Origin of the sequence: Synechococcus sp. OH20 (genome assembly GCF_047502685.1) — a bacterium.
Classification (GTDB): domain Bacteria; phylum Cyanobacteriota; class Cyanobacteriia; order Thermostichales; family Thermostichaceae; genus Thermostichus.
In genome coordinates this window covers 1-18,235 of the sequence record NZ_JANSIQ010000004.1, presented here as the reverse complement: position 1 = coordinate 18,235, position 18,235 = coordinate 1, and the positions used below count along the sequence as shown (strand labels likewise).

General features: G+C 60.3%; 16 protein-coding genes. 6 read left to right on the top strand and 10 right to left on the bottom strand.

Translation table 11 applies throughout. The annotated features are described in order from the left end of the window. Positions 1-334: 334 nt before the first annotated feature. The 3 genes from NW826_RS00920 to NW826_RS00910 form a co-directional block, all read right to left on the bottom strand. Positions 335-1,417: an ABC transporter substrate-binding protein gene (locus tag NW826_RS00920; RefSeq protein WP_414368759.1), complete on the bottom strand. Its 1,083-nt coding sequence runs from the start codon at positions 1,415-1,417 to the stop codon at positions 335-337. 448 nt (positions 1,418-1,865) lie between these two features. Then, positions 1,866-3,485 carry a TM0106 family RecB-like putative nuclease gene (locus NW826_RS00915; protein ID WP_414509210.1) on the bottom strand — a complete coding sequence of 540 codons (1,620 nt, stop codon included), beginning with the start codon at positions 3,483-3,485 and terminating at the stop codon, positions 1,866-1,868. A gap of 53 nt (positions 3,486-3,538) precedes the next feature. After that, entirely contained in the window at positions 3,539-3,817 is a 279-nt protein-coding gene (locus NW826_RS00910; protein ID WP_414509209.1) for a hypothetical protein, read from the bottom strand. Positions 3,818-4,191: 374 nt separating this feature from the next. Here NW826_RS00910 and NW826_RS00905 point away from each other — a divergent pair, with 374 nt between their 5' ends. Further along, on the top strand, positions 4,192-5,097 hold the full coding sequence (locus tag NW826_RS00905; RefSeq protein WP_414509208.1) for an ABC transporter ATP-binding protein: 906 nt from the start codon (positions 4,192-4,194) through the stop codon (positions 5,095-5,097). Between the two features lie 28 nt (positions 5,098-5,125). Here the strand turns inward: NW826_RS00905 and NW826_RS00900 are convergent, their stop codons facing one another. After that, positions 5,126-5,845, bottom strand: coding sequence for a response regulator transcription factor (locus NW826_RS00900; protein WP_414334791.1), 720 nt, complete (start codon positions 5,843-5,845; stop codon positions 5,126-5,128). Positions 5,846-6,283: 438 nt separating this feature from the next. On the opposite strand from NW826_RS00900, the gene NW826_RS00895 reads away from it, so the two are divergent. Continuing rightward, complete coding sequence (locus NW826_RS00895; RefSeq protein ID WP_414509207.1) at positions 6,284-6,652, top strand: hypothetical protein; 369 nt, start codon at positions 6,284-6,286, stop codon at positions 6,650-6,652. A gap of 442 nt (positions 6,653-7,094) precedes the next feature. On the opposite strand, the gene NW826_RS00890 is transcribed toward NW826_RS00895, so the two are convergent. Further along, positions 7,095-7,412 (bottom strand): hypothetical protein, encoded by a 318-nt coding sequence (locus NW826_RS00890; RefSeq protein WP_414334789.1) that lies wholly within the window; start codon positions 7,410-7,412, stop codon positions 7,095-7,097. Between the two features lie 37 nt (positions 7,413-7,449). After that, positions 7,450-9,315 carry an FAD-dependent oxidoreductase gene (locus NW826_RS00885; protein ID WP_414509206.1) on the bottom strand — a complete coding sequence of 622 codons (1,866 nt, stop codon included), beginning with the start codon at positions 9,313-9,315 and terminating at the stop codon, positions 7,450-7,452. A gap of 71 nt (positions 9,316-9,386) precedes the next feature. On the opposite strand from NW826_RS00885, the gene metG reads away from it, so the two are divergent. Then, positions 9,387-10,937 carry a methionine--tRNA ligase gene (gene metG / locus NW826_RS00880; protein WP_414509205.1) on the top strand — a complete coding sequence of 517 codons (1,551 nt, stop codon included), beginning with the start codon at positions 9,387-9,389 and terminating at the stop codon, positions 10,935-10,937. A 3-nt stretch (positions 10,938-10,940) separates the two neighbouring features. Here metG and NW826_RS00875 read toward each other — a convergent pair whose 3' ends face one another. From NW826_RS00875 to NW826_RS00860, 4 genes are all read right to left on the bottom strand, one after another. Continuing rightward, the gene (locus tag NW826_RS00875; RefSeq protein ID WP_414509204.1) at positions 10,941-11,480 is read right to left on the bottom strand and encodes a hypothetical protein; all 540 of its coding nucleotides are present in this window, start codon (positions 11,478-11,480) and stop codon (positions 10,941-10,943) included. After that, positions 11,477-11,848 (bottom strand): YtxH domain-containing protein, encoded by a 372-nt coding sequence (locus NW826_RS00870; protein ID WP_414334785.1) that lies wholly within the window; start codon positions 11,846-11,848, stop codon positions 11,477-11,479. The genes NW826_RS00875 and NW826_RS00870 overlap by 4 nt, the downstream gene beginning before the upstream one ends. A gap of 96 nt (positions 11,849-11,944) precedes the next feature. Then, positions 11,945-14,374: a primosomal protein N' gene (gene priA / locus NW826_RS00865; RefSeq protein WP_414509203.1), complete on the bottom strand. Its 2,430-nt coding sequence runs from the start codon at positions 14,372-14,374 to the stop codon at positions 11,945-11,947. Then, on the bottom strand, positions 14,374-15,825 hold the full coding sequence (locus tag NW826_RS00860; protein WP_414509202.1) for a hypothetical protein: 1,452 nt from the start codon (positions 15,823-15,825) through the stop codon (positions 14,374-14,376). The genes priA and NW826_RS00860 overlap by 1 nt, the downstream gene beginning before the upstream one ends. 515 nt (positions 15,826-16,340) lie before the next feature. On the opposite strand from NW826_RS00860, the gene cobU reads away from it, so the two are divergent. From cobU to NW826_RS00845, 3 genes are read left to right on the top strand one after another with little or no spacing between them, the layout of a single operon-like run. Then, positions 16,341-16,898 carry a bifunctional adenosylcobinamide kinase/adenosylcobinamide-phosphate guanylyltransferase gene (gene cobU, locus NW826_RS00855; protein ID WP_414334782.1) on the top strand — a complete coding sequence of 186 codons (558 nt, stop codon included), beginning with the start codon at positions 16,341-16,343 and terminating at the stop codon, positions 16,896-16,898. 44 nt (positions 16,899-16,942) lie between these two features. Continuing rightward, positions 16,943-17,437: a CRR6 family NdhI maturation factor gene (locus NW826_RS00850; RefSeq protein WP_414334781.1), complete on the top strand. Its 495-nt coding sequence runs from the start codon at positions 16,943-16,945 to the stop codon at positions 17,435-17,437. Further along, positions 17,434-17,967: a hypothetical protein gene (locus tag NW826_RS00845; protein WP_414509201.1), complete on the top strand. Its 534-nt coding sequence runs from the start codon at positions 17,434-17,436 to the stop codon at positions 17,965-17,967. Before NW826_RS00850 ends, NW826_RS00845 begins: the two co-directional genes overlap by 4 nt. The last annotated feature ends 268 nt before the right edge of the window (positions 17,968-18,235 follow it).

Here is an 18,235-nt window from a genome sequence, read left to right as displayed (position 1 = left end):
ACATCCAGAATCAGTCAGAGGGTGCTATCCATCCCCACCCGGGTGGGGAATTCCGAACCTTACGTTAAACAAAGTTTGAGATATTCCCTTGCTGCTGCGCCTCGCTTGCCATCTCTAACCCAGCAATGCAAACGCGATTAAAACCTACCTCTCTCCCAAGAGAAGTCTGGGATCCCTGCTGTGAAAAGCTTGAAGAATATCTTGCTGAAATGACTGAGCCAATGAGCTGGGCTCCTCACCTGCCATCGGGAAAAGCCGTCTAGCCGGCAAGAAGCGTTCACTGTCTCTGCAAGTCAACAGACAGCGCTTCAAAGTTGTTGTGTGATTCTCCAGATCAGGCGATCATTCGCTCAGATTTGGGGGGAAGCAAGCTGTTGTCAAATACTTTCTCCAGAGGCGGTTTGGCAGAGAGGCCAAAGCCATCCACCACCTGAGCAATCGCGGTTTCCATCCGGGCAGGCACCACGTCCCCCAAGCCAATTTCCCGCACCTCCTCGGTAACAAACAGACGCGGCATAGCTAGGGTGAGACGCAGTTTCTCAATGGCCGTGTCCAGCACCTGCCCTTCGGCTTTGGCTTTGTCCAAAAACGCCAACATATTGCCGTCGGGGTCGCGGATGGTGTCTTGCCAGCCCTTGACGTAGGCCCTCAAGAAAGCTTTGAGTTGCTCCGGCTTCTCGCGCAGCAGTTGCACACGGGTGATGACGGCATTACCGTACAGCTCAAGGCCATAGTCGTTGTAGAGAAAAGGCGTGATGTCGTTCAAGCTAACGCCACCCCGCACCAAATTGGGCATGGCCGAGGTCATAAAGCCGCTAATTGCGTCCACCCGGCCTTGGATCAGGAAGGGCTCGCGTAACTGTGGCTCCATGGTTAGCCACTCTACTGAAGCCGGATCGATGCCGACTTGCTTGGCAAACACCGGCCAGAGCCGACGCGGCGCATCTCCTGCGGGCGCCCCCAGCTTCTTGCCCGCCAGTTGGGCCGGCTCTGTAATGCCTCTGCCTTTCAGGGTATAGATGCCGAAGGGAGAGCGGTTGAAGTGAACAAAGATCGCCACCAGGGGCACATCCGGGTTTTTGGCGTTGAACTCGATCATGGAGTAGGGATCCCCTTCCCCCAGGTCGTACTGGCCAGCAGCAATCTTAGTGATGGAGTCGGCAGAGCCAAAGCCGCGCTCGTAGGTTACTTCTAGCCCCTCTTCAGCAAAGTAGCCCTTCAAGATCGCAGTTCCAAGGGGGGTATCCATCGAGGAAGGCAACCAAGAAAGGGTGAACTTCAGGGGTGTCAGGCCCTGGGAAACCAGAAGCGGCCCGCGGCTCTGAGCCTTGGCCTTTAGCCCGCCAACGGCCACCAGAGAGGCAGCCGCAGCAGCAGATTGCAGGAATTGGCGACGCGACGATTTCGAGATGGACATATTCCGTATGCTCCGCAGCACCTGGCTCAGTAGGGATCCGCAAGGGGAAAGGTGGCCAAGAATGAGGCGACGACCCCAGAAGGTCAGCTTAGCAAGACAGAGTCAAACTTCTGTATTCGAGAATACCTTTACTGCTGAGGAAAGCCCCTTTCCGCAAAAGTGGGAACTTGGTCTATCCTTTTCCGGTTCAGGCCGAGAGAAAGGAAAAGCAGGCACAAAAAAGGCAGGGTTGACTTGTCCCTGCCGAGAAGTTCGAGAGCTGAGAGCACGCTCTCCTTGTCGCAATCGCTGCATCAAGGCGCGGTTCCGTTTGTCCAGTTGGCGCTTACGTGCCGATCCCCCGCGACCGCGACGGTTTCTGCCCTGATGGCGGGGAGATTCATGAGATTTCAACAGCATGGGATCCCCTTGCTCAATTAAGCAGACCTGGCCGATTTTAGACGAAACCTCAGACGTTGACAGTAGGGAAAACCGCCTGCTGGAGAACTTCGCCCTGGGACAGCCAGTCTTTGAGGCGATGGGTGGCTCGGCAGTCATCCTCGTTGTAGATAAGCGAGTGCTCCAAATAGCGGCGCTCCCGCGTTTCCAGCCATTGGCTATACCAATAAATAGACTGGGCGCCATTGGCATCGGGCAGCCGCCACTCGAAACCCAACCAGCGGGCGATGTTCTTTAGGGAATAGCTCTCAATCGGCAGCACCACCGAGCGCTGTACCCAGGCGTGCAAATCCACAAAGCGCTGCAACAATTGCCTCACCTGACGGGGATCCGTGCGGTATTGCTCCCCCAGTCGTCGGCAGGTCTGCACCTCAAAGCCGTGAAAATGGTAGATAGGGGCGTCGGGATAGCGTTGTGCCAGTTGCAGAAACTGCTCCCAAGCTTGCCCTTCTTCCCGCGGGTCGGCAGCCAGGCAACCGTGGTAGTTCGCAACCTTTGTCCCCTCGGCTTGCTCTACCACCAGCAAGCCCAGCAGGTAGGCGACGTTGTGGCGGGGATCCGCCTCGATATCGAAGTACAGCTCTACGGGTGTTGTGGGCAACGGGGGAGACTGAATCCAGAGGGGCCGGCGGCTGAGGGTGGCACGGGCTTGTAGCTGCAGTTGTAGGGCCACGCCGGCTCCCAGCTTGGGGATGGCTTGCAGCATTTCTAACTGGGCGTTGGCCAAAGCCTCAATCGAATCGATCCCTGCCTCTTGCAAAAGGGGATAGCGGGATCCGGTTACGCCCGGCAGCAAAGTGAGGGGCTGGGCAACGGCGTTCAATTGCCGACAGTGCTCCCGCCAGTGGCAAAGATGACAGCGGCTGCGGGCCATAAACACCTGCGGCGGCTCTGGTTGGTTGAGAGTGCCCAGATACTCTTGCAGCAGGCGGCGTACCTGGACGCGGCGTCGGCTTAGGTGGACAGGGTGCCACTTCCCATCTTTTAAAATCAAAAAGCCACGCTTGGGCACCTGCCCCTGCAGGGATCCCAGCAATTCTGCCTGCAGCGCCAGCAACAATTCGTACTCCGGTTTGGGGCGCTTGCCAATGCGAATGTGTACCGGCCAATAGGAAGGTTGGACGGCGTGCCGCCTCCTGCCAACGAGAGCGGGATCCCGAATGAGAAGATCCAGTGAGCTGCTCACCCAGACGGAGCGGAACTCTGGCCCAAACTCCCATGGTGTCTTGCCGACGCCGCCCCAGTCCTCTGCAGCCTGGTCAGGATCTGGCTCAAGTGAGGCGCCAACATCAGGCTCCAAACCTGCCAGCTCCTCAGTGCTGCTCGAATCCAGTTGCCAGAACAGCTCTGCCAGGATCTGGCCGCCGTAGATCCGCTCCGCTCCTGCCGCCATAGCCGCCAAGAGGGCCCCGTTGCCCGGCGTCACCTGTTCGCCGGGAAATCGTTCCAGCACGGCAGCTTGCAAAGCTTGGCGATCCCGACGCCATTGCTCCAGCAGGTTTTCCGGCGGCAGCTTGGCTTCTTGAGGCCCAAACCGATCTAAGTAGGGCAGGCGCCGGCAGCGAAAAAAAGCCAGCAACTCCTCTGCGTCAACAGAACCCTGCTGTGCTGCTGCAACGCGGAACTCCAAGGGCGGACGACCTCAAGCTCTGCTGCCATTGTGGCACGCCTTTTGGGGATCCCTTAGGACTTGCGATCCTGGGCCGGCAAAAGGTGAGCGATGAGGCGCTCCACCGTTTCCGCTTGGCAGCGAGCCGTCTCCGCCTGCTGCTGGCAAACGGCCTTCAACTCCCCCAGCCAGGCAGTTTGCTCTTGGGTCACCTGCACCTGTCGCTGGACAGTATCCTTCAAATGAGACAGGTCGTCTTTGATGAGATTGACGGCTTCAGCCAAAGTCAGCACCGCACCCACCAGGCGATCGAGGCGGAAGTCAATTTGGTCAAGTCGGTCTTTGTTTTGCATCTGGATATCCGTGGGTGAACGCTATCGGTGTGTTTTGAATCGAGAGAGAGGAACTTTACTGAAGAGGAGTTGGGGTTCGACAGCCGCGCCTGCCCACCTTGCGTTTTTATTGTTACCCATCAGCTGTGCCGATACCTGAGCTATTCAGCGCAATTTACTGTGCTAAGTATGGTTTTTTTCATAGCTTGGTCTCATAAGTTTACTTCTATAAAAAACTTGTCATTCTACAATACTGACGGGAAAGCGATGGTGAGCGAGATCATAGCCACAGAGAAGTTGAAAAAGCGCAAAGGGATAGCCGCCAAGGCCAGGGATCCCGCCCAGAAACCTGTTTTGGCGTATGCTAAAGGAGAAAGATTTCTTTACACCCGCAGATGGAGCCGACCATAACCGCTCTTTCGATGGCCCCGGCCCTGCCCCAGACCCAGCCGGCAGCAGTGGAAATGCAGGGGGTGTGGAAGCGCTTTGGGCAGCAGGTGGCCGTGCAGGACCTGAGCCTGCGGATCCCGCAGGGGGAGGTGTTTGCCCTGCTGGGGCCCAACGGCGCCGGCAAATCCACCACCATCCGCATGCTCACCAGCCTCACCCGCCCCAGCCAGGGATCCATCCGGGTGGGAGGGTATGACGTGGTGCGGGATCCCTTGGCGGTGCGGCGGCAGATTGGGGTGGTGTTGCAGCCCATCACCCTGGAGGCAGAGCTGACGGTTTGGGAAAATCTGGAGTTCCATGGGCGCATGCACCACATCCCCAACCCGGATCGGCAGCGGCGCATCGACGAGTGGCTGGAGTACGTGAAGCTGGCCGACCGCCGGCAGGACAAGGTGAAGACCCTCTCCGGCGGCATGAAGCGGCGCTTGCAAGTGGCCAGGGCGCTGTTGCACCGGCCGCAAATTTTGTTTTTGGACGAGCCGACCGTTGGGTTGGATCCCCAGGCGCGGCGGCTGTTGTGGGAGATCCTGCGGGATCTGAATCGGCAGGGGATGACCTTGCTGATTACTACCCACTACATGGAAGAGGCCGAGGAGCTGTGCGACCGCATCGGCATCATGGACGGTGGGAAGTTGATCGAGTTGGGCAGCACCGACCAGTTGCGGGCCAAGTACGGAGAAGCCCTGCTGGTCTGTTCCCGCCCTGGCCAGGAGGTGAGCTACACCTTTTTCCCCAGCCTGGCGGAAGCCCAGCGGCAGTTGGAAGCCGAACCCGACAAGACCGGCCTGATGGTGCGCCCTGCCAACTTAGAAGACATTTTTGTGCGTCTGACAGGCCGTCGCCTCGATTAGCGCGCTCTCTCCCTTTGAAAGAGGGAGGTTACGGTTTTTCCTCTCCCCATCCCTCTTTGGGAGTGGGAGGCTCGAACTTGTAGCCAACGCCGCGCACGGTGCGGATCAGTTCCGGTTGGCTGGTATCGGTTTCCAGCTTCTTGCGAATTTGGCCGATGTGGACATCGACCACCCGTTCATCTCCCTCGTGGTTAAAATCCCACACCTCTTGAATCAGCTCAGACCGTCGCCAGACCCGCCCTGGGTGTCGGGCCATGGTGTAGAGCAAGTCAAACTCCAAAGCTGTTAGGTTAATTGGGCGCCGGTCACGGGTGACTTCTCGGGTTTCCGGGTCGATTACCAAAGAGGCAAAGGTCAAGACCGGTGCGCCGGCCATTCCGGTCTTCGTTCGTTGTCGCCGTAGGATGGCCTGCACCCGTGCCAGGAGCTCCGGCAGGCTGAAGGGCTTGGTCAGGTAGTCATCTGCCCCCAACTGAAATCCTTGCAGCTTGTCGGCAGGATTCACTCGGCTGGTTAACATCAACACATACACGCCGGTCTCTTCTTGCATCTGCTGGCAAAGGTCGTAGCCGCTCACATCCGGCAAGTTCAGATCCAAAATCACCAAGCTCGGCTGAAAAGCGCGCAACTGCTGTAGGCCCTCGGCCCCCGTCATCGCCACCTCCACTGAGTAACCCTGCCGCTGCAAGTACCGCTGCAGCAGAGTGCAAATGCTGGGATCATCATCGATGATGAGGATGCGGGGCATGGCGGCTCGACACTCTCGAAGACAGCAAGAGTCAAGGGTACAGAGTGTTGGTATATCGGGATCCCTTCGGCAGCTCATGGGCGGCGATTGCGCAGATACACCATGCTCCCAGCTTGCCAGCCAAAAAGGGAAAAGAGACGCCCTAACTCGGCAGGAAAGGGCAGCAAACACAAACGACTCACTAACTACTTAAGATTATTTCAGGTCTTTGTGAATAGGGTCACATGGGGGAGTTTATCCTTGCTGAGACCGTCTTTCTCTCCTTAACGGGGGTTTATTCAAGGATCTTGGGCATTAGGGTTGCCTAGATGGAAGGGGAAGAGGATCCGCCAGGCAGATCCTTACACCTGGAGTTAACCTAGAAGCCTTAGCACTTTGTTTTCCCATCTCGAAGGTTATGCCTTAGCGTGATATCGTAGCAGTTCATCCTGGAGACCTATGTACAATCCCGATGAAGTTTTCCGCAAAGATGTCCAGTTGGCCCTCTTCACCTGGGGGATCCTGGAGCTGGCTTGTTTTGTCATCATCCCCTTCACCGGAGCCTATGCGTTCGCGCAAGTGGCAGATTGGCTGTGGCCCTCTTTGGTTTTGGGGCCGGTAGGTGCAGTGGTGGTGGCCTTTTGCTCGAAGCTAACGGTAGCTGCCAACAACCTCCGAGATCCGAAACAGAAAAAAGCGCAGCGGCAAATCGCCCAGGTGATTAGTTTTTTCGGCTTCCTGGGCTTGGCCCTGCCTCTAATCTTGGCCGGATGGGTGTTTGGTCGAGAGATTTTGACAACTGACTGGCAAAACAAGTTTACCAATTGAGTGGGGGTAATGGGTAGGGGTTGACATGCTCCCGTCACCGATCCCAGGCGGTACAGTGCCGGCTTCCCAACATCTCTGTTGAGCTTTTCCGGTCATTCCCAAAGATAGATTTCGCTACCGGTCTGGAGTTTTCCCCCGACAGACCGACTGCGCAGAGTGTTTCTCTTTCCCAGTTGTCCTGCAGTACTTCCCAACTCTCCCAATAACACCACATCCGAATAGCAGTGCAGTAAAGCCTTGCAAGACAAGGTTTATTTGTCTAGCTCATCCATCGCTGGCAGCATAGGGAATCGCCAGACGAGGGGAGCCCCTGCATCCCGATGCTCACCTTTCAGCTAGGGCGCGGGACTTAGAGCTCCCCGAGCCCCTCAAAAGTTAAATTGCTCTAGCGCTTAGCATTGTCCATACTGTTGGGGGTGAGGGCCGGTGCGGAGCGCTTGGGTCAGCGGGCGTTGTCCCGCCGGCCCAGCTCGTAGAGGCCACCGCCAACACAGGCAATGAGGCCCCAGGAGACGGCCCAGCTTTTGCCCAACGAGATCTCGGTGAAAGCCACCACCACCGCTGCTGCCAACAGGAAAGGGATGACGCTGAGCAGAGAGGCCAGAGCCCCACTGGGATCCCAGGACAACTGCTTTTCCCAACCCTCCTGCAGGCGGCGGTGCAGCGGCGACAACCCCCACATCAACCCCAGGCTCCAGAGGGCTGTGGCCGCCCACAACGAAGGGCGGATCGCCTCCAGTCCCCCAAATTCAACCCCCATAGCCTCCATGGCCAGCTCCCAACCCTGCCTTTCTAGGCTAGCGGGATTGGGCCCAGTCGGTGGCAGTAATGGTGGTGCCAGGAAATTGAATGGGATTGCCCAAGCTCTGGATCTGGGCTTGGAGAGCGGGCAATAGCTGCAAGTCCAGCAGCGGCTCCCGCAGGATCTCCGCCGGGATCAGATCCCGCTCCAGGGCAAAGTGAGCCGTGTGACCCGCTGCCGTGCCAATGGCCCATTCCACAGGATGCACCCGGTAAGAGGCGCTGGCGATGCGGCTGGTGGCGATGTTCTTGCTGCCAGCTAGAAGATTGTCAATGCGCTGGGGGATCAAAGCCCGCAGCGGGATCTGGTAGGGGTAGCTGGGGGCCTGGGCATCTTGGTTGTGGCTGGGGGGCAGCGAAAAATCCGGCAATAGACAGTCGTGAAAATCGATGGGGTACTGGCCCACCCCCACCGAATCGTAGAAGATGAAGGGACGCCCGCGATTGAGCTGCGATTCCCGCGTGGTGATATCCGACTCGTAGATGGTGAACCCCTCCGGGTAGGCAAGGCTGGGCCGACCGAGGATGCGCCGCGACTCGCGGATGTAGGGGTACTTGGAGAGACCACTGGCAGTTCCCATCGGGCTATTGGGCCCTTTGAGGTAGCGGTAGCGCAGGTAAAAGTCCTTTTGAAAGTCAGGATCCGCCTGCTGCAGGAGAAAATCCGTCCGCCCCGCCACCAGCCAGTAGAAGAAGCCTTTAGCATGTTGCTCGGCCCGCCGCAGCGCCTCTACCCGCAAGCCCCCCATCCAGCCGCCGGGATCCAGATGGGCTTGCAGTTGCTCGTGGGTGAGGATGAGGTTGATCTCCGGCCCGGTGATGCGCCAGTCGTTGCCCCAGGTCCAGTTCTGCAGGGATTGATCCCCCACCCGGATGGCCTCTTCCCCAAAGCCAAATACCTGTCCCCGGATGCGGCGGTAGGTGAAGACCAGGGCAAAGTTAAAGCGCGGCTGTTCAAAGCTGTAGTAGGGGCCGTGCAGCGGGTCGTTGTAGAACTCCGGCTTGATGGGCACCTGCGGCACAGCGGAGCGCTCGACAACAAAGGTGTAGGTAAACCCCTGGGTGCAGTAGGGATCCCTGTAGGGCTTGGAGCTGGGCTCCCAGCGGCTTTCCCCATCCGTGCCAAGGCGGTAGGGCACTCGCGCCAGGGGCAACAGCTCGCCGGTTTCGGTAGCATCGATTACTACCCAAGGTAGGGTTTTGCCCTGCCGCTGCGGCGGCGGCTCAAAGCGCAGGATCTCTTTGTCCCAGTCTGCGGTGGGCTCTAGGCGGTAAAAATCCAGCAAGTAGGTGGAGAGATCCCCCCGATTCTCCGGCTGGACGCCGGCGTGTTTGGGAATATTGCGGATGGCCTGCACACTGCGGACTTGGTAATTCTCAATCTCCACGTCCTTGACCACCGTCTCGGTAAACAGCCGCAACTGCCCCGACTGCAGGTAGGGATCCAACATCTCTCGGATGACCTGGTGGCCCACCTGGGGCGAGAAGCAGAGCACACTCACCCAGCACTTGCCGGGATTGGGATCACCGCCGTACTTTTCCCGCACCCGGCGGCGAAACTCTCTATAGCCCTGGGGAAAGATCTCGTTTTCCCGCTGCAAGGGCCGCTCATCCAAAGCCGAGACCCCCTGGGCGCTCACCTGGCCGCCAATCCAGTCGGTCATTTCGGTCATGCACACCTGTCGCCCCAAGCGCAGGGCATCGTAGGCCGCCGCCACCCCCCCCAGCCCGCCCCCAGCGATGAGGATCTCGCAAGGGATGCGGGTTTCCGGCAGAGGCTGGGCCAGAGCCGCCCCGGCGCCCAAGATCCCAGCCCCCAGGGCACCGCAGCCCCATCCCTTTAGGTTGAATGCCAGCTTCATCCCTGCCCCGTAACTCGGCCTGCCGGACTTTCCGGCAACTTTTATCATGGGGGAAAGCGCTGCAACTGCTCATGCCGGATTCCACCTTCGTCATCACCACACCCATCTACTACGTCAACGCTGCCCCCCACATCGGCAGCGCCTACACCACCATGGCGGCGGATGCCATCGCCCGTTACCACCGCCTGCGGGGCAAGGATGTGCTGATGGTAACGGGAACTGACGAGCACGGCCAGAAGATCCAGCGCACCGCTGAAGAGCGCGGCCTTCCGCCGCAGCAGCACTGTGACGAGATTGCCGCCCAGTTTGTAGAGCTTTGGCGGTTGCTGGATATCCGCTACGACCGCTTTATCCGCACCACTGACCCTCGCCACAAGGCCATTGTGCGGGAGTTTTTTCAGCGGGTTTGGGAGCAGGGGGATATCTTTGTTGGCCGCCAGCAGGGCTGGTACTGCGTTGCCTGCGAGGAGTTCAAGGACGAGTCAGAGCTCCTAGAAGGTGGGTTTTGCCCCCTTCACCCCAACAAGAAAGTGGAGTGGAAAGACGAAGAAAACTACTTTTTTCGCCTCTCTCGCTACCAGGAAAAACTGGAAGCCCTCTATGCGGAGCACCCGGAGTTCATTCAACCGGAAAGCCGCCGCAACGAGGTCATGAACTTTGTTAAGCAGGGCCTGCGGGACTTTTCCATCTCTCGCCCCAGCGTCTCCTGGGGGATCCCCTTCCCGGCGGATCCCAGCCAAACCCTTTACGTTTGGTTTGATGCCCTCATTAACTACCTCAGCGCCGCCTTGGATCCTCACGACGAGCCCACCCTGGAGAACGCCCTGCGCCGCTACTGGCCTGCCGATGTGCATCTAGTGGGTAAGGACATCGTCCGTTTTCATGCCATCTACTGGCCGGCCATGCTCATGTCGGCAGGGCTGCCGCTGCCTAAGCAAATCTTTGGCCACGGCTTTCTCACCAAAGATGGCCTCAAGATGGGCAAAAGCCTGGGGAACACGCTGGATCCCTTTGAGCTGGTGCAACGCTACGGCGCCGATGCTGTGCGCTACTATTTCTTGACCGAAATTGAGCTGGGCAAGGATGGCGACTTTAGTGAGGGCCGCTTCATTGAGGTTCTCAACGCTGACCTCGCCAACGACCTGGGGAATCTGCTCAACCGCACCCTCAGTATGCTCAAAAAATACCAGCCCGACTACCGCATTCCCCCGGTGCAGATCGCAGCGGATCACCCCCTCAAAACCCTGGTCGAGCGCCTAGCCCCGGCGGTGGCCGATGCCTACGAGCGGCTGGATCCCAGCTCCGCTGCCCGCAAAGCCCTTAGCTTGGCCCAAGCCAGCAACAAATACCTCGACGAGCAGGCTCCCTGGACGCTGCACAAGCAGGGGCAAAGCCAGCAGGTAGCGGAGATCCTCTATGCCGTCTTAGAAAGCGTGCGCTGGGTGGCGGTAGCCCTTTCGCCCATCATTCCCAACCTCAGCCTCAAGATCCTGCAGCAGATGGGGTTTCCTTTGCAGGATGTTACCCAATTGCGCTGGGATCCAGACGCCAGTTGGGGCCGGCTTCCCGCCGGGCAAGAGCCCCAACCTCCTGTGCCTGTCTTCCAGAGGATTCTCCGATAGCTCTCAAGGGTTGGTGGCATCGGGTCGGGAAGGCTGCGCATTGGGGGGGGATCCCTCTGGCGTTGCCTTGCTGGCAAAAGGGCGCATATCTCCCAAGGGAATGCTTGGCGCAGCAGCAGAAAAAGGCCGACCAGCTTGGCCTGAGCGCAACTGAGGGTTACGCATGGCGGTGGGGGGAGTCTCGCTGGACAGCGCCTGCCAGGCCGCCCGTACCCCTGCCCAAAGGCTGCGGACATTGACCTGAGCGCCGCGGGCTTGGTTGCGGGCCCCTTCCAGGGAGCGGTTCACCTGCTTCACCACCTGTCCGGCCCCCTTGACCCCTTCGTCGAGGCTGTCGGCGATCTCGCTCACTTCCAAGCTGGTCAGACGCAAAGCCTCCAGCGTAGGGGGCAATTCCCGCAGCAGCGTGTCGAAAAAGCGTTCCACGCTCTGGGCGGCTCGACCCAATTGAATGACGGCAGGCAGCAGGGTCAGGATCACCGCCAAAATGCCCACTGCCACCAGACCTACCGAGAGGCCCAACCAAAATACTGGCTCGGTCATCGCGCTTCTTCCTGTCGATCTTGGGCTTCTAAGTTTGCTTCTTCCCTGGCCCAGGCGCTGCGGTTTTGGGCTTGGCTCAGTTCTTGTCGTTTTTGCAGCATGGCCTCTTTGCCCACCGCCACCGCCTGCTGCAGTCGTAGCAGTGCTTCGTCCAGACTTTTTTGAGCAGAGTCAAGCAGCTTTTCCGATTGGTATTGCAGGCTGCTGGTCACGTCTTCTGCCACCTCCGGCAGCGCCTCTGCCGATTTTTTCAAGAGTCGCCGCGTCTCCCGTCCGCTGCGGGGAGCTAAGAGCAGGCCAATAGCCGTGCCCACTGCCGTTCCCAGCAACAGCCCACCAATAAACGCGCCGGTTCGGTTCTCCGCCATGCTTTGCCAGAGTTGAGTTGGATACGGGTGGCCCCGAAACCAGACTACCTCAAGATCTCTGCGGATCGACGGGCTTTCTGCTTCTGCTGGCCGCCCCTAGAGAATCCGCAGGGGATCCACATCCAAGCTGACGCGGATCCCTTGGGGGGGATGGCCAATCGCGGTGTGAATCTGTGCAGCGAGCTGGGAGCGATCCCAAGCTTGATCGGGAAGCTGCTTTAACAGGATCTGCCAGCGGTAGCGTCCGGCAACCCGCTCCACCTGGGCCGGCCCCGGCCCTAGCACCTCTGCCGGGATCCCCTGCAGACGTTCGGCCACCTGATGGCAGTAGCGCTCCAGAGCCTCCAGGCGAGTGCTGCTCAAGCGGATCAAGATCAAGGCTCGATAGGGAGGATAGCCCCCCTCTTGCCGTTGCTGTAGCTCGGCCCGCAAAAACCCCTCGTAGTCGTGGGCCAGCACGGCCCGCAAAATCGGGTGCTCCGGCAGATAGGTCTGGATGATCGCCTGCCCCGGCAGGGATCCCCGGCCTGAGCGGCCCGCCACTTGGGTGAGCAGTTGAAAGGTGCGCTCGCCGGCGCGGTAGTCGGGCTGGTGCAACAGGCCGTCGGCAGCCATCACCCCCACCAGCGTCACCTGGGGAATGTCCAGCCCTTTGGTGAGCATCTGGGTGCCCACCAGCACCTGGGCCTTGCCGCTGCGAAACTGCTCCAGCAGCTCCCGGTGGGATCCCTTGCGGCGGGTGGCGTCGCTGTCGTAGCGCAGAATCTCTAGCTGTGGCCAATGCTGGTGCAGCACTTCCACTACTTTTTGCGTGCCGGTGCCGAAGTGCTTCAGGTAGGCGGATCCACAGGCGGGGCAGCGCTGCGGATGGGGCTGGCGGACGCCGCAGTAGTGGCAGCGCAGCTCTTGCCGGCCCTCCAGGTGAAAGGTGAGGGAGACGTCGCAATGGGCGCAGGTGAGGACAAAGCCGCAGCCGCGGCAGAGGACAAAGGTGCTGTAGCCGCGGCGGGGAACGAAGAGGATGGCCTGTTCCCCCCGCTCCAGCGTCTGCTGCAGGGCCTGGTGCAGACGGCGGCTGAGGATGCTGCGGTTGCCGGCCTGGAGCTCCTGGCGCATATCCACCAGCTCCAGTTGGGGCAGGGTGGTCGGGATCCCAGCTTGGGGAATGCGCTGCGGTAGGGTCAGCCGGATCCACCGCTGCGGATCCTGGAGATGGGCGGCGTAGGTTTCCACCGCCGGTGTGGCACTGCCCAAGACCAAGGGACAGTTGGCCAGCTCGGCCCGCCACTCGGCCACCTGACGGGCGTGGTAGCAGGGCTGGGGCTGATCCTGCTTGAAGCTGTCGTCGTGCTCCTCGTCCAAAACGATGAGGCCGAGGTTGGCTAAGGGGGCAAACACCGCCGAGCGGGTGCCAATCACCACTTGGGGAGTGGCGGTCAACATCTGTCGCCAGGTGTCGTAGCGCTCCCCCTCCGAGAGGCCGCTGTGGTAGGCCCACACCTGGGATCCCAGCCGCGCCCGCAAGCGATCCATCAGTTGTGGGGTAAGGCCGATCTCCGGCACCAGCACCAGCGCCGACCGCCCTTGTTGCAGCACCTGGGCGATCACCTGCAGGTACACTTCCGTCTTGCCAGAACCGGTGACCCCGTGCAGGAGAAACCGCCGGGGCCGACCCAAGGCTTGTCGGATCGCCTCCACCGCCTCGGCCTGGGCTGCCGTCAGGGGCTTGGGCAGATCCCGCCACCCCGGCAAGTGGGCATCTGCCAGCCGCAGCAGCGGTCGCTCGTAGAGGTGGACACGGCCTTTGCGGGCCAGCCCCTGCAACACCGCTCGGCTCACTCCTGCCAAGCGCTCCCACTCGGTGAGCAGCAGCTCCCCCCCTTTTTGCTTGAGGATCTGCAGCGCCTTCTGCTGGGGCAAGCTCAGCCCCTCCGAGGAGTCGTCGGCCAGACTGGCAGCCAGTTGGGTTTTCATCCTACCCCCCTGCTGCTCCTGCCAAAAGCTCTCCACCCAACCCCGTCGCTGCAGTTCCCGCAGGGCCAGCTCGGCGCCGGGCATCTGCTGTTGGATGTAGCGCCAAGACAGCTCTCCCCCTTTGGCCTGCAGCAGCTCCAGCAGGGTTCGGGCAGCCGGCGAACATCCCCCCACCGCTTCCGGGCATCGCACCAGGCGGATACGCCGCTGAGAACGGCTGAGCAAACCAGGGGGCAGAACCGTGCGCACCACCTGGGCCAGAGGGGTAAGGTAGTAGTCGGCCACCCGCTGCAGCAAGGGCCAGAATTCCTTGGGCAGGATCCCTTTGGCCACCACCGCCTCGATCTCCCGCACCGATTGCGGATCCACTCCTGCCGGCAGCTCCGAGCGCCAGCCCAAAGCCACCCCCCCTGCCATCTGTTGACCAAAGGGCACACTGAGCAGGTCGCCGGCCTCTGGGGTGGATCCCTCTGGCACGCGATAGGTAAAGCAACCGCCCAAATGGGGATGATCCACCCACACTTCCAGCCAGCGGGGGGGAAGAGGCTGCATCACGGACGGGGCAAGAACCTGGGCAGATCGACCGCCCGCTTGCTTGCCCGAGCCGGCAGGGGCTGAATTGGGGGCTTGGAAGACAGAGCTTGATCGCTCGCGCCAGCAGGTCTGGAGGTATCGGCACGAGGCGGGACATCCAGGCCCTTGCGCTCCAACGCCGCCTTCAAGCTCAGCACATGCATCTGCTGCTGCTCGTACTTGTCTTTGAGGGATCGGTTTTCTTCCCAGAGAGCAGCTCGTTCTGCTTGTAAGACCTTCAACTGCTCTGCCAAAGTTTCCGCTTGCTTCTGCAGATGGGCGATGGCACTCTGGGCAGAGCGCAATTCTGGCTGCCGGTCAGGCTGGGCGGCCAACTGTTCCAAGGCAGCTTGTAACTGCTGCTCCAAGTTAGAGAGATGCTGCTGGGCTTGGGCGTACCGTTCCTGGAGATGGCGGTGCTCTTGCTGCCAATGGGCAATTTCTGCCTGGGCTTGGGAGAGAGCCGCTTGCAGCGCCTCGGCCTGAGCTTGCCATTGCTGTTGCAGCCGTTGCTGCTCCTGGGATCCCTGATGCAGATGTTCCTGCTGAGCTTGCAAAGCGGCCAGCTGAGCCTGGGCTTCGGCCAGGGCTGCTTCCAGCTCCTGCCGTTGTTCCCGCCAGCGCTGCTCGGCTTCCGCTTCTGTCTCGGCATAGCCGGCCAAACGGGCCTCGAGATGCTCCCGTTGCTCTTGCCAGGCGGCCTGTTGGTCGCTGTACAGAGCCCGTAGGCTGCTCAGCTCCGCCTGAGCTTCGGCAATTTGGGTGCGGGCCAGACAAAGCTCCGCCTTAAAGCGTTGCAGCATTTCCACCCGCTTTTCTGCCACATCTTGGGCTTCCAGAAGAGAAGCTTGCAGCTCCTGCTGACGGTGTTCCCATTGACGGCGCTCCTGCGCGTGGGCCAGGCGGAGCTGCTCGATCTGCTCTTGTAAAGCCTCGATATCCTGCCGCTGCCGGTCATTTAAACGTTGTCGAGCGGCAAGCTGAGCTTCCTGCTCCGAGATCTGGACCTTCTGCTCCGCCAAAGTCTGCTGCAACTGTTGCAGGACGCGCTCCCGCTCCTGCAGCGCCTTCTCCTGTTCGGCCACCTTCTGGCGCAAGGCACAACATTCTGCCTCCAGGCCAGCATCTGCAGAGGGTTGGGCTTTCAGTTGCAAAAGCTCTAGCTGCTGTTGCTGCCGGCGGGACTGCAATTCCGCCTGAGCCAGTTGACTGCGCAGAGCCTGAACCTCGGCCTGCAGTTTCTCCTGAAGGACTCGCCGCTCTTGGAGCTCGGCTTCGGCTTTGAGCAGACGGTTCTCCAGTTGCTGTCGCTGGGCCAAATGGCGCTCTGGGTCGGGATCCGGTTCCGTTCGCGCTCCTCGGACGGAATCCTTGGCCGACCCGCCTGCTTGAGCTTTGGGATCCGAGTCACCTGAGGAGGGAGCACGCATAGGTTGAAGGGGAGATGAAGCAGTTGGGGTGAATGATAAAGTTCCCTGCAGTATAGAGAGATTTTTGGGCGGGTTCAAGCCAGAAGATTGAACTTGCGAGATCTCTTGCCGATCCCGCTCTGCGCCAGACGAAGTGCCATCAGACTGGCTTGGACGCATTCTTTCTTGTGCAGTTCCAGAATCCCGAAACTGGGACTGGGCAGAAGCGCTCGGCTGACTTTTTTTCGGTCGTGGGGCGCGAGCCCGACGGAATGGGGACTCTGACCCGCTGCTGCTCCGAGAACCGGCCACGATTGCCCCCTTGGATCACCCACAACACCCACCCTGCGGCTGCACCATTGTGCCACACTCCCATCGCGAAGTGCTACGCAGGACAGCTTGGGCTTCTTCTAAAACGTCAACCTAAGTAGAATGTGCCCAAGCTCCGCGCAGGGGTTTCCAGGAATGAAGCTGGAGGGGATAGGGGCGACCAACCGCTAAGCTAATCTAACAATGGACTTCCATCCTCATGCCCAATGCCGATTGTGCTCATCTGTGGCCCTGCCCGCTGCGGCAAAAGTCGGCTGGCGGAGAACCTGGCGGCTGCTTCCGGCCTGCCGGTCATCTATCTGGCCACCGGGCCCAAACCCGACCCTGAGGCCGACCCGGAGTGGGCCGAACGGGTTCAGCGGCATCGGCAACGGCGTCCCCCCACTTGGCAAACCTGGGAAACCGGGCCCGACCTGGGGGCCGACCTGCAAAAGCTGCCCCAGCCCTGTTGTGCTCTGGTGGATTCGCTGGGGGGGTGGGTGGCGCAGGGCCTAGACTGTCCCGCTGCAGAATGGGATCCCTTGGTGCAATCCTTCTTGGCAACCTTGCCAGTCCACAGGGGGGAGATCATCCTGGTGTCAGAAGAGGTGGGCTGGGGGGTGGTGCCCGCCTATCCGTTGGGACGCCGCTTTCGGGATCGGATGGGGGAGCTCACCCAAAAGCTGGCTCCTCTGGCCGACCAGGTGTTTTTGGTAACCGCAGGCTTTGCCCTCGATCTCACCCGCTGGGGGATCCCGGTGGCAGGCGAGGTGGGGCAGAGCTGAGATAAGCTGCATTTGCAAGTCAGATATCAGATAGCCGTGTCGTCGTGCCGATTACCTTCTACCTTCCTGCCAAGGCCATCCAATCTCTGGATCTCACCCCTGGCCACGAATTAATGAAAACCCTGATGGCAGATCCCGTCCGGGCTGCCCAACAGGTGCAATGCGCCATCGATTGGCCGCGCAGCCCCGACGATCCGCGCGAGCTGTCGGAGATCCCGGAGGTGCGCCTGTGGTTTATCCGTTGGGATACGGTCTGCCCCTGGATGCCCTACTTCCTCAACTGGCGCCAAGGAGAGCTGGCCCGCTACGCAGCCATGTTGGTGCCTCATCAATTCAACCCTCGCGAGGGCATTGTTTACAACCCAGAAGCACTGGAAATCTTTGTCTATCAGAAGATCTTTGTGTTGATGCGTTGGTTCAAGCAGCAGAAACTGGGATCCCTCTCGATGCTGCGGGATATGGCTTTGGTGTTTGGCTTCGAGGTTCAGCCGGAGTTTCTCACTCTCTGGGAGTCTGAGGCGGGGGATCCAGAATCATGAGGGTGATGGTGGCCGATACTTGGCCGGCGATCCCCGGAGCCGCAGCAGTGGCCGGCGCCTGGCAAGAGGTGACCCAAAACCCTTGGGGCCAGCTCAGGGTGGATTCCAACCCTTCGGAAGCTCAGCTCAAGGCCCTCTGGCAACAAATCTGCGAGTGGGCAGGAGAAAAAGATCCCCTACTGGTTCTGCCGGGCAGTGTCGCCGATCCCCTGGGGCCAGGCCAAACCTGGGCGGATCTGGCCCATGCATGGGGGTTCAGCTTGCTCTTAACGCTGCAACGGAAGGCCGCCCTGAGCCAAGCAACCGTCTTTGCCGCCCTGATGCGCCAAGCCAAGGCCCGCAGCTTGGGGTGGGTGCTGGTCGGATCCCTGCCCGAAACCGAGGATCCCCAAGCTTTGGAAGAGCTGGATGCAACTTTGATCCCACACCTGGAGGCTCAAGTCGGAATACCGGTGCTGGGGAGAATGGCTCTGGATGGGCAGATCCTTTGGGACACCGATTTCCTGGAGCAACTGGGCTACGTTCGTTGATCTCCTTCCCATGACAGGAGCCTGAGGCTCGCCCGCCAAGCCCTTATTGTGGAGCGCTATCCCTAACTCCCCTCTCCCTCAGGGAGAGGGGCTGGGGGTGAGGGATGGGAGAGGGGCTGGGGGTGAGGGATGGGAGAGGGGCTGGGGGTGAGGGTAGTGGCAGCGCGAAGCTTTGCAAAACTTTATGTAGAGAGCAAAAAACCCCCTAGCAGATGCCAGGGGACTCAAGAAGGACTAGTCTACTCGGTCAAGAGTGGATTAGCCACGG

Coding starts and splice junctions, on each gene's coding strand:
- NW826_RS00920 (WP_414368759.1), bottom strand. CDS start 1,417: ATGTCCATCTCGAAATCGTCGCGTCGCCAATTCCTGCAATCTGCTGCT.
- NW826_RS00910 (WP_414509209.1), bottom strand. CDS start 3,817: ATGCAAAACAAAGACCGACTTGACCAAATTGACTTCCGCCTCGATCGC.
- NW826_RS00905 (WP_414509208.1), top strand. CDS start 4,192: ATGGAGCCGACCATAACCGCTCTTTCGATGGCCCCGGCCCTGCCCCAG.
- NW826_RS00900 (WP_414334791.1), bottom strand. CDS start 5,845: ATGCCCCGCATCCTCATCATCGATGATGATCCCAGCATTTGCACTCTG.
- NW826_RS00895 (WP_414509207.1), top strand. CDS start 6,284: ATGTACAATCCCGATGAAGTTTTCCGCAAAGATGTCCAGTTGGCCCTC.
- NW826_RS00890 (WP_414334789.1), bottom strand. CDS start 7,412: ATGGGGGTTGAATTTGGGGGACTGGAGGCGATCCGCCCTTCGTTGTGG.
- NW826_RS00885 (WP_414509206.1), bottom strand. CDS start 9,315: ATGAAGCTGGCATTCAACCTAAAGGGATGGGGCTGCGGTGCCCTGGGG.
- metG (WP_414509205.1), top strand. CDS start 9,387: ATGCCGGATTCCACCTTCGTCATCACCACACCCATCTACTACGTCAAC.
- NW826_RS00875 (WP_414509204.1), bottom strand. CDS start 11,480: ATGACCGAGCCAGTATTTTGGTTGGGCCTCTCGGTAGGTCTGGTGGCA.
- NW826_RS00870 (WP_414334785.1), bottom strand. CDS start 11,848: ATGGCGGAGAACCGAACCGGCGCGTTTATTGGTGGGCTGTTGCTGGGA.
- priA (WP_414509203.1), bottom strand. CDS start 14,374: ATGCAGCCTCTTCCCCCCCGCTGGCTGGAAGTGTGGGTGGATCATCCC.
- NW826_RS00860 (WP_414509202.1), bottom strand. CDS start 15,825: ATGCGTGCTCCCTCCTCAGGTGACTCGGATCCCAAAGCTCAAGCAGGC.
- cobU (WP_414334782.1), top strand. CDS start 16,341: ATGCCGATTGTGCTCATCTGTGGCCCTGCCCGCTGCGGCAAAAGTCGG.
- NW826_RS00845 (WP_414509201.1), top strand. CDS start 17,434: ATGAGGGTGATGGTGGCCGATACTTGGCCGGCGATCCCCGGAGCCGCA.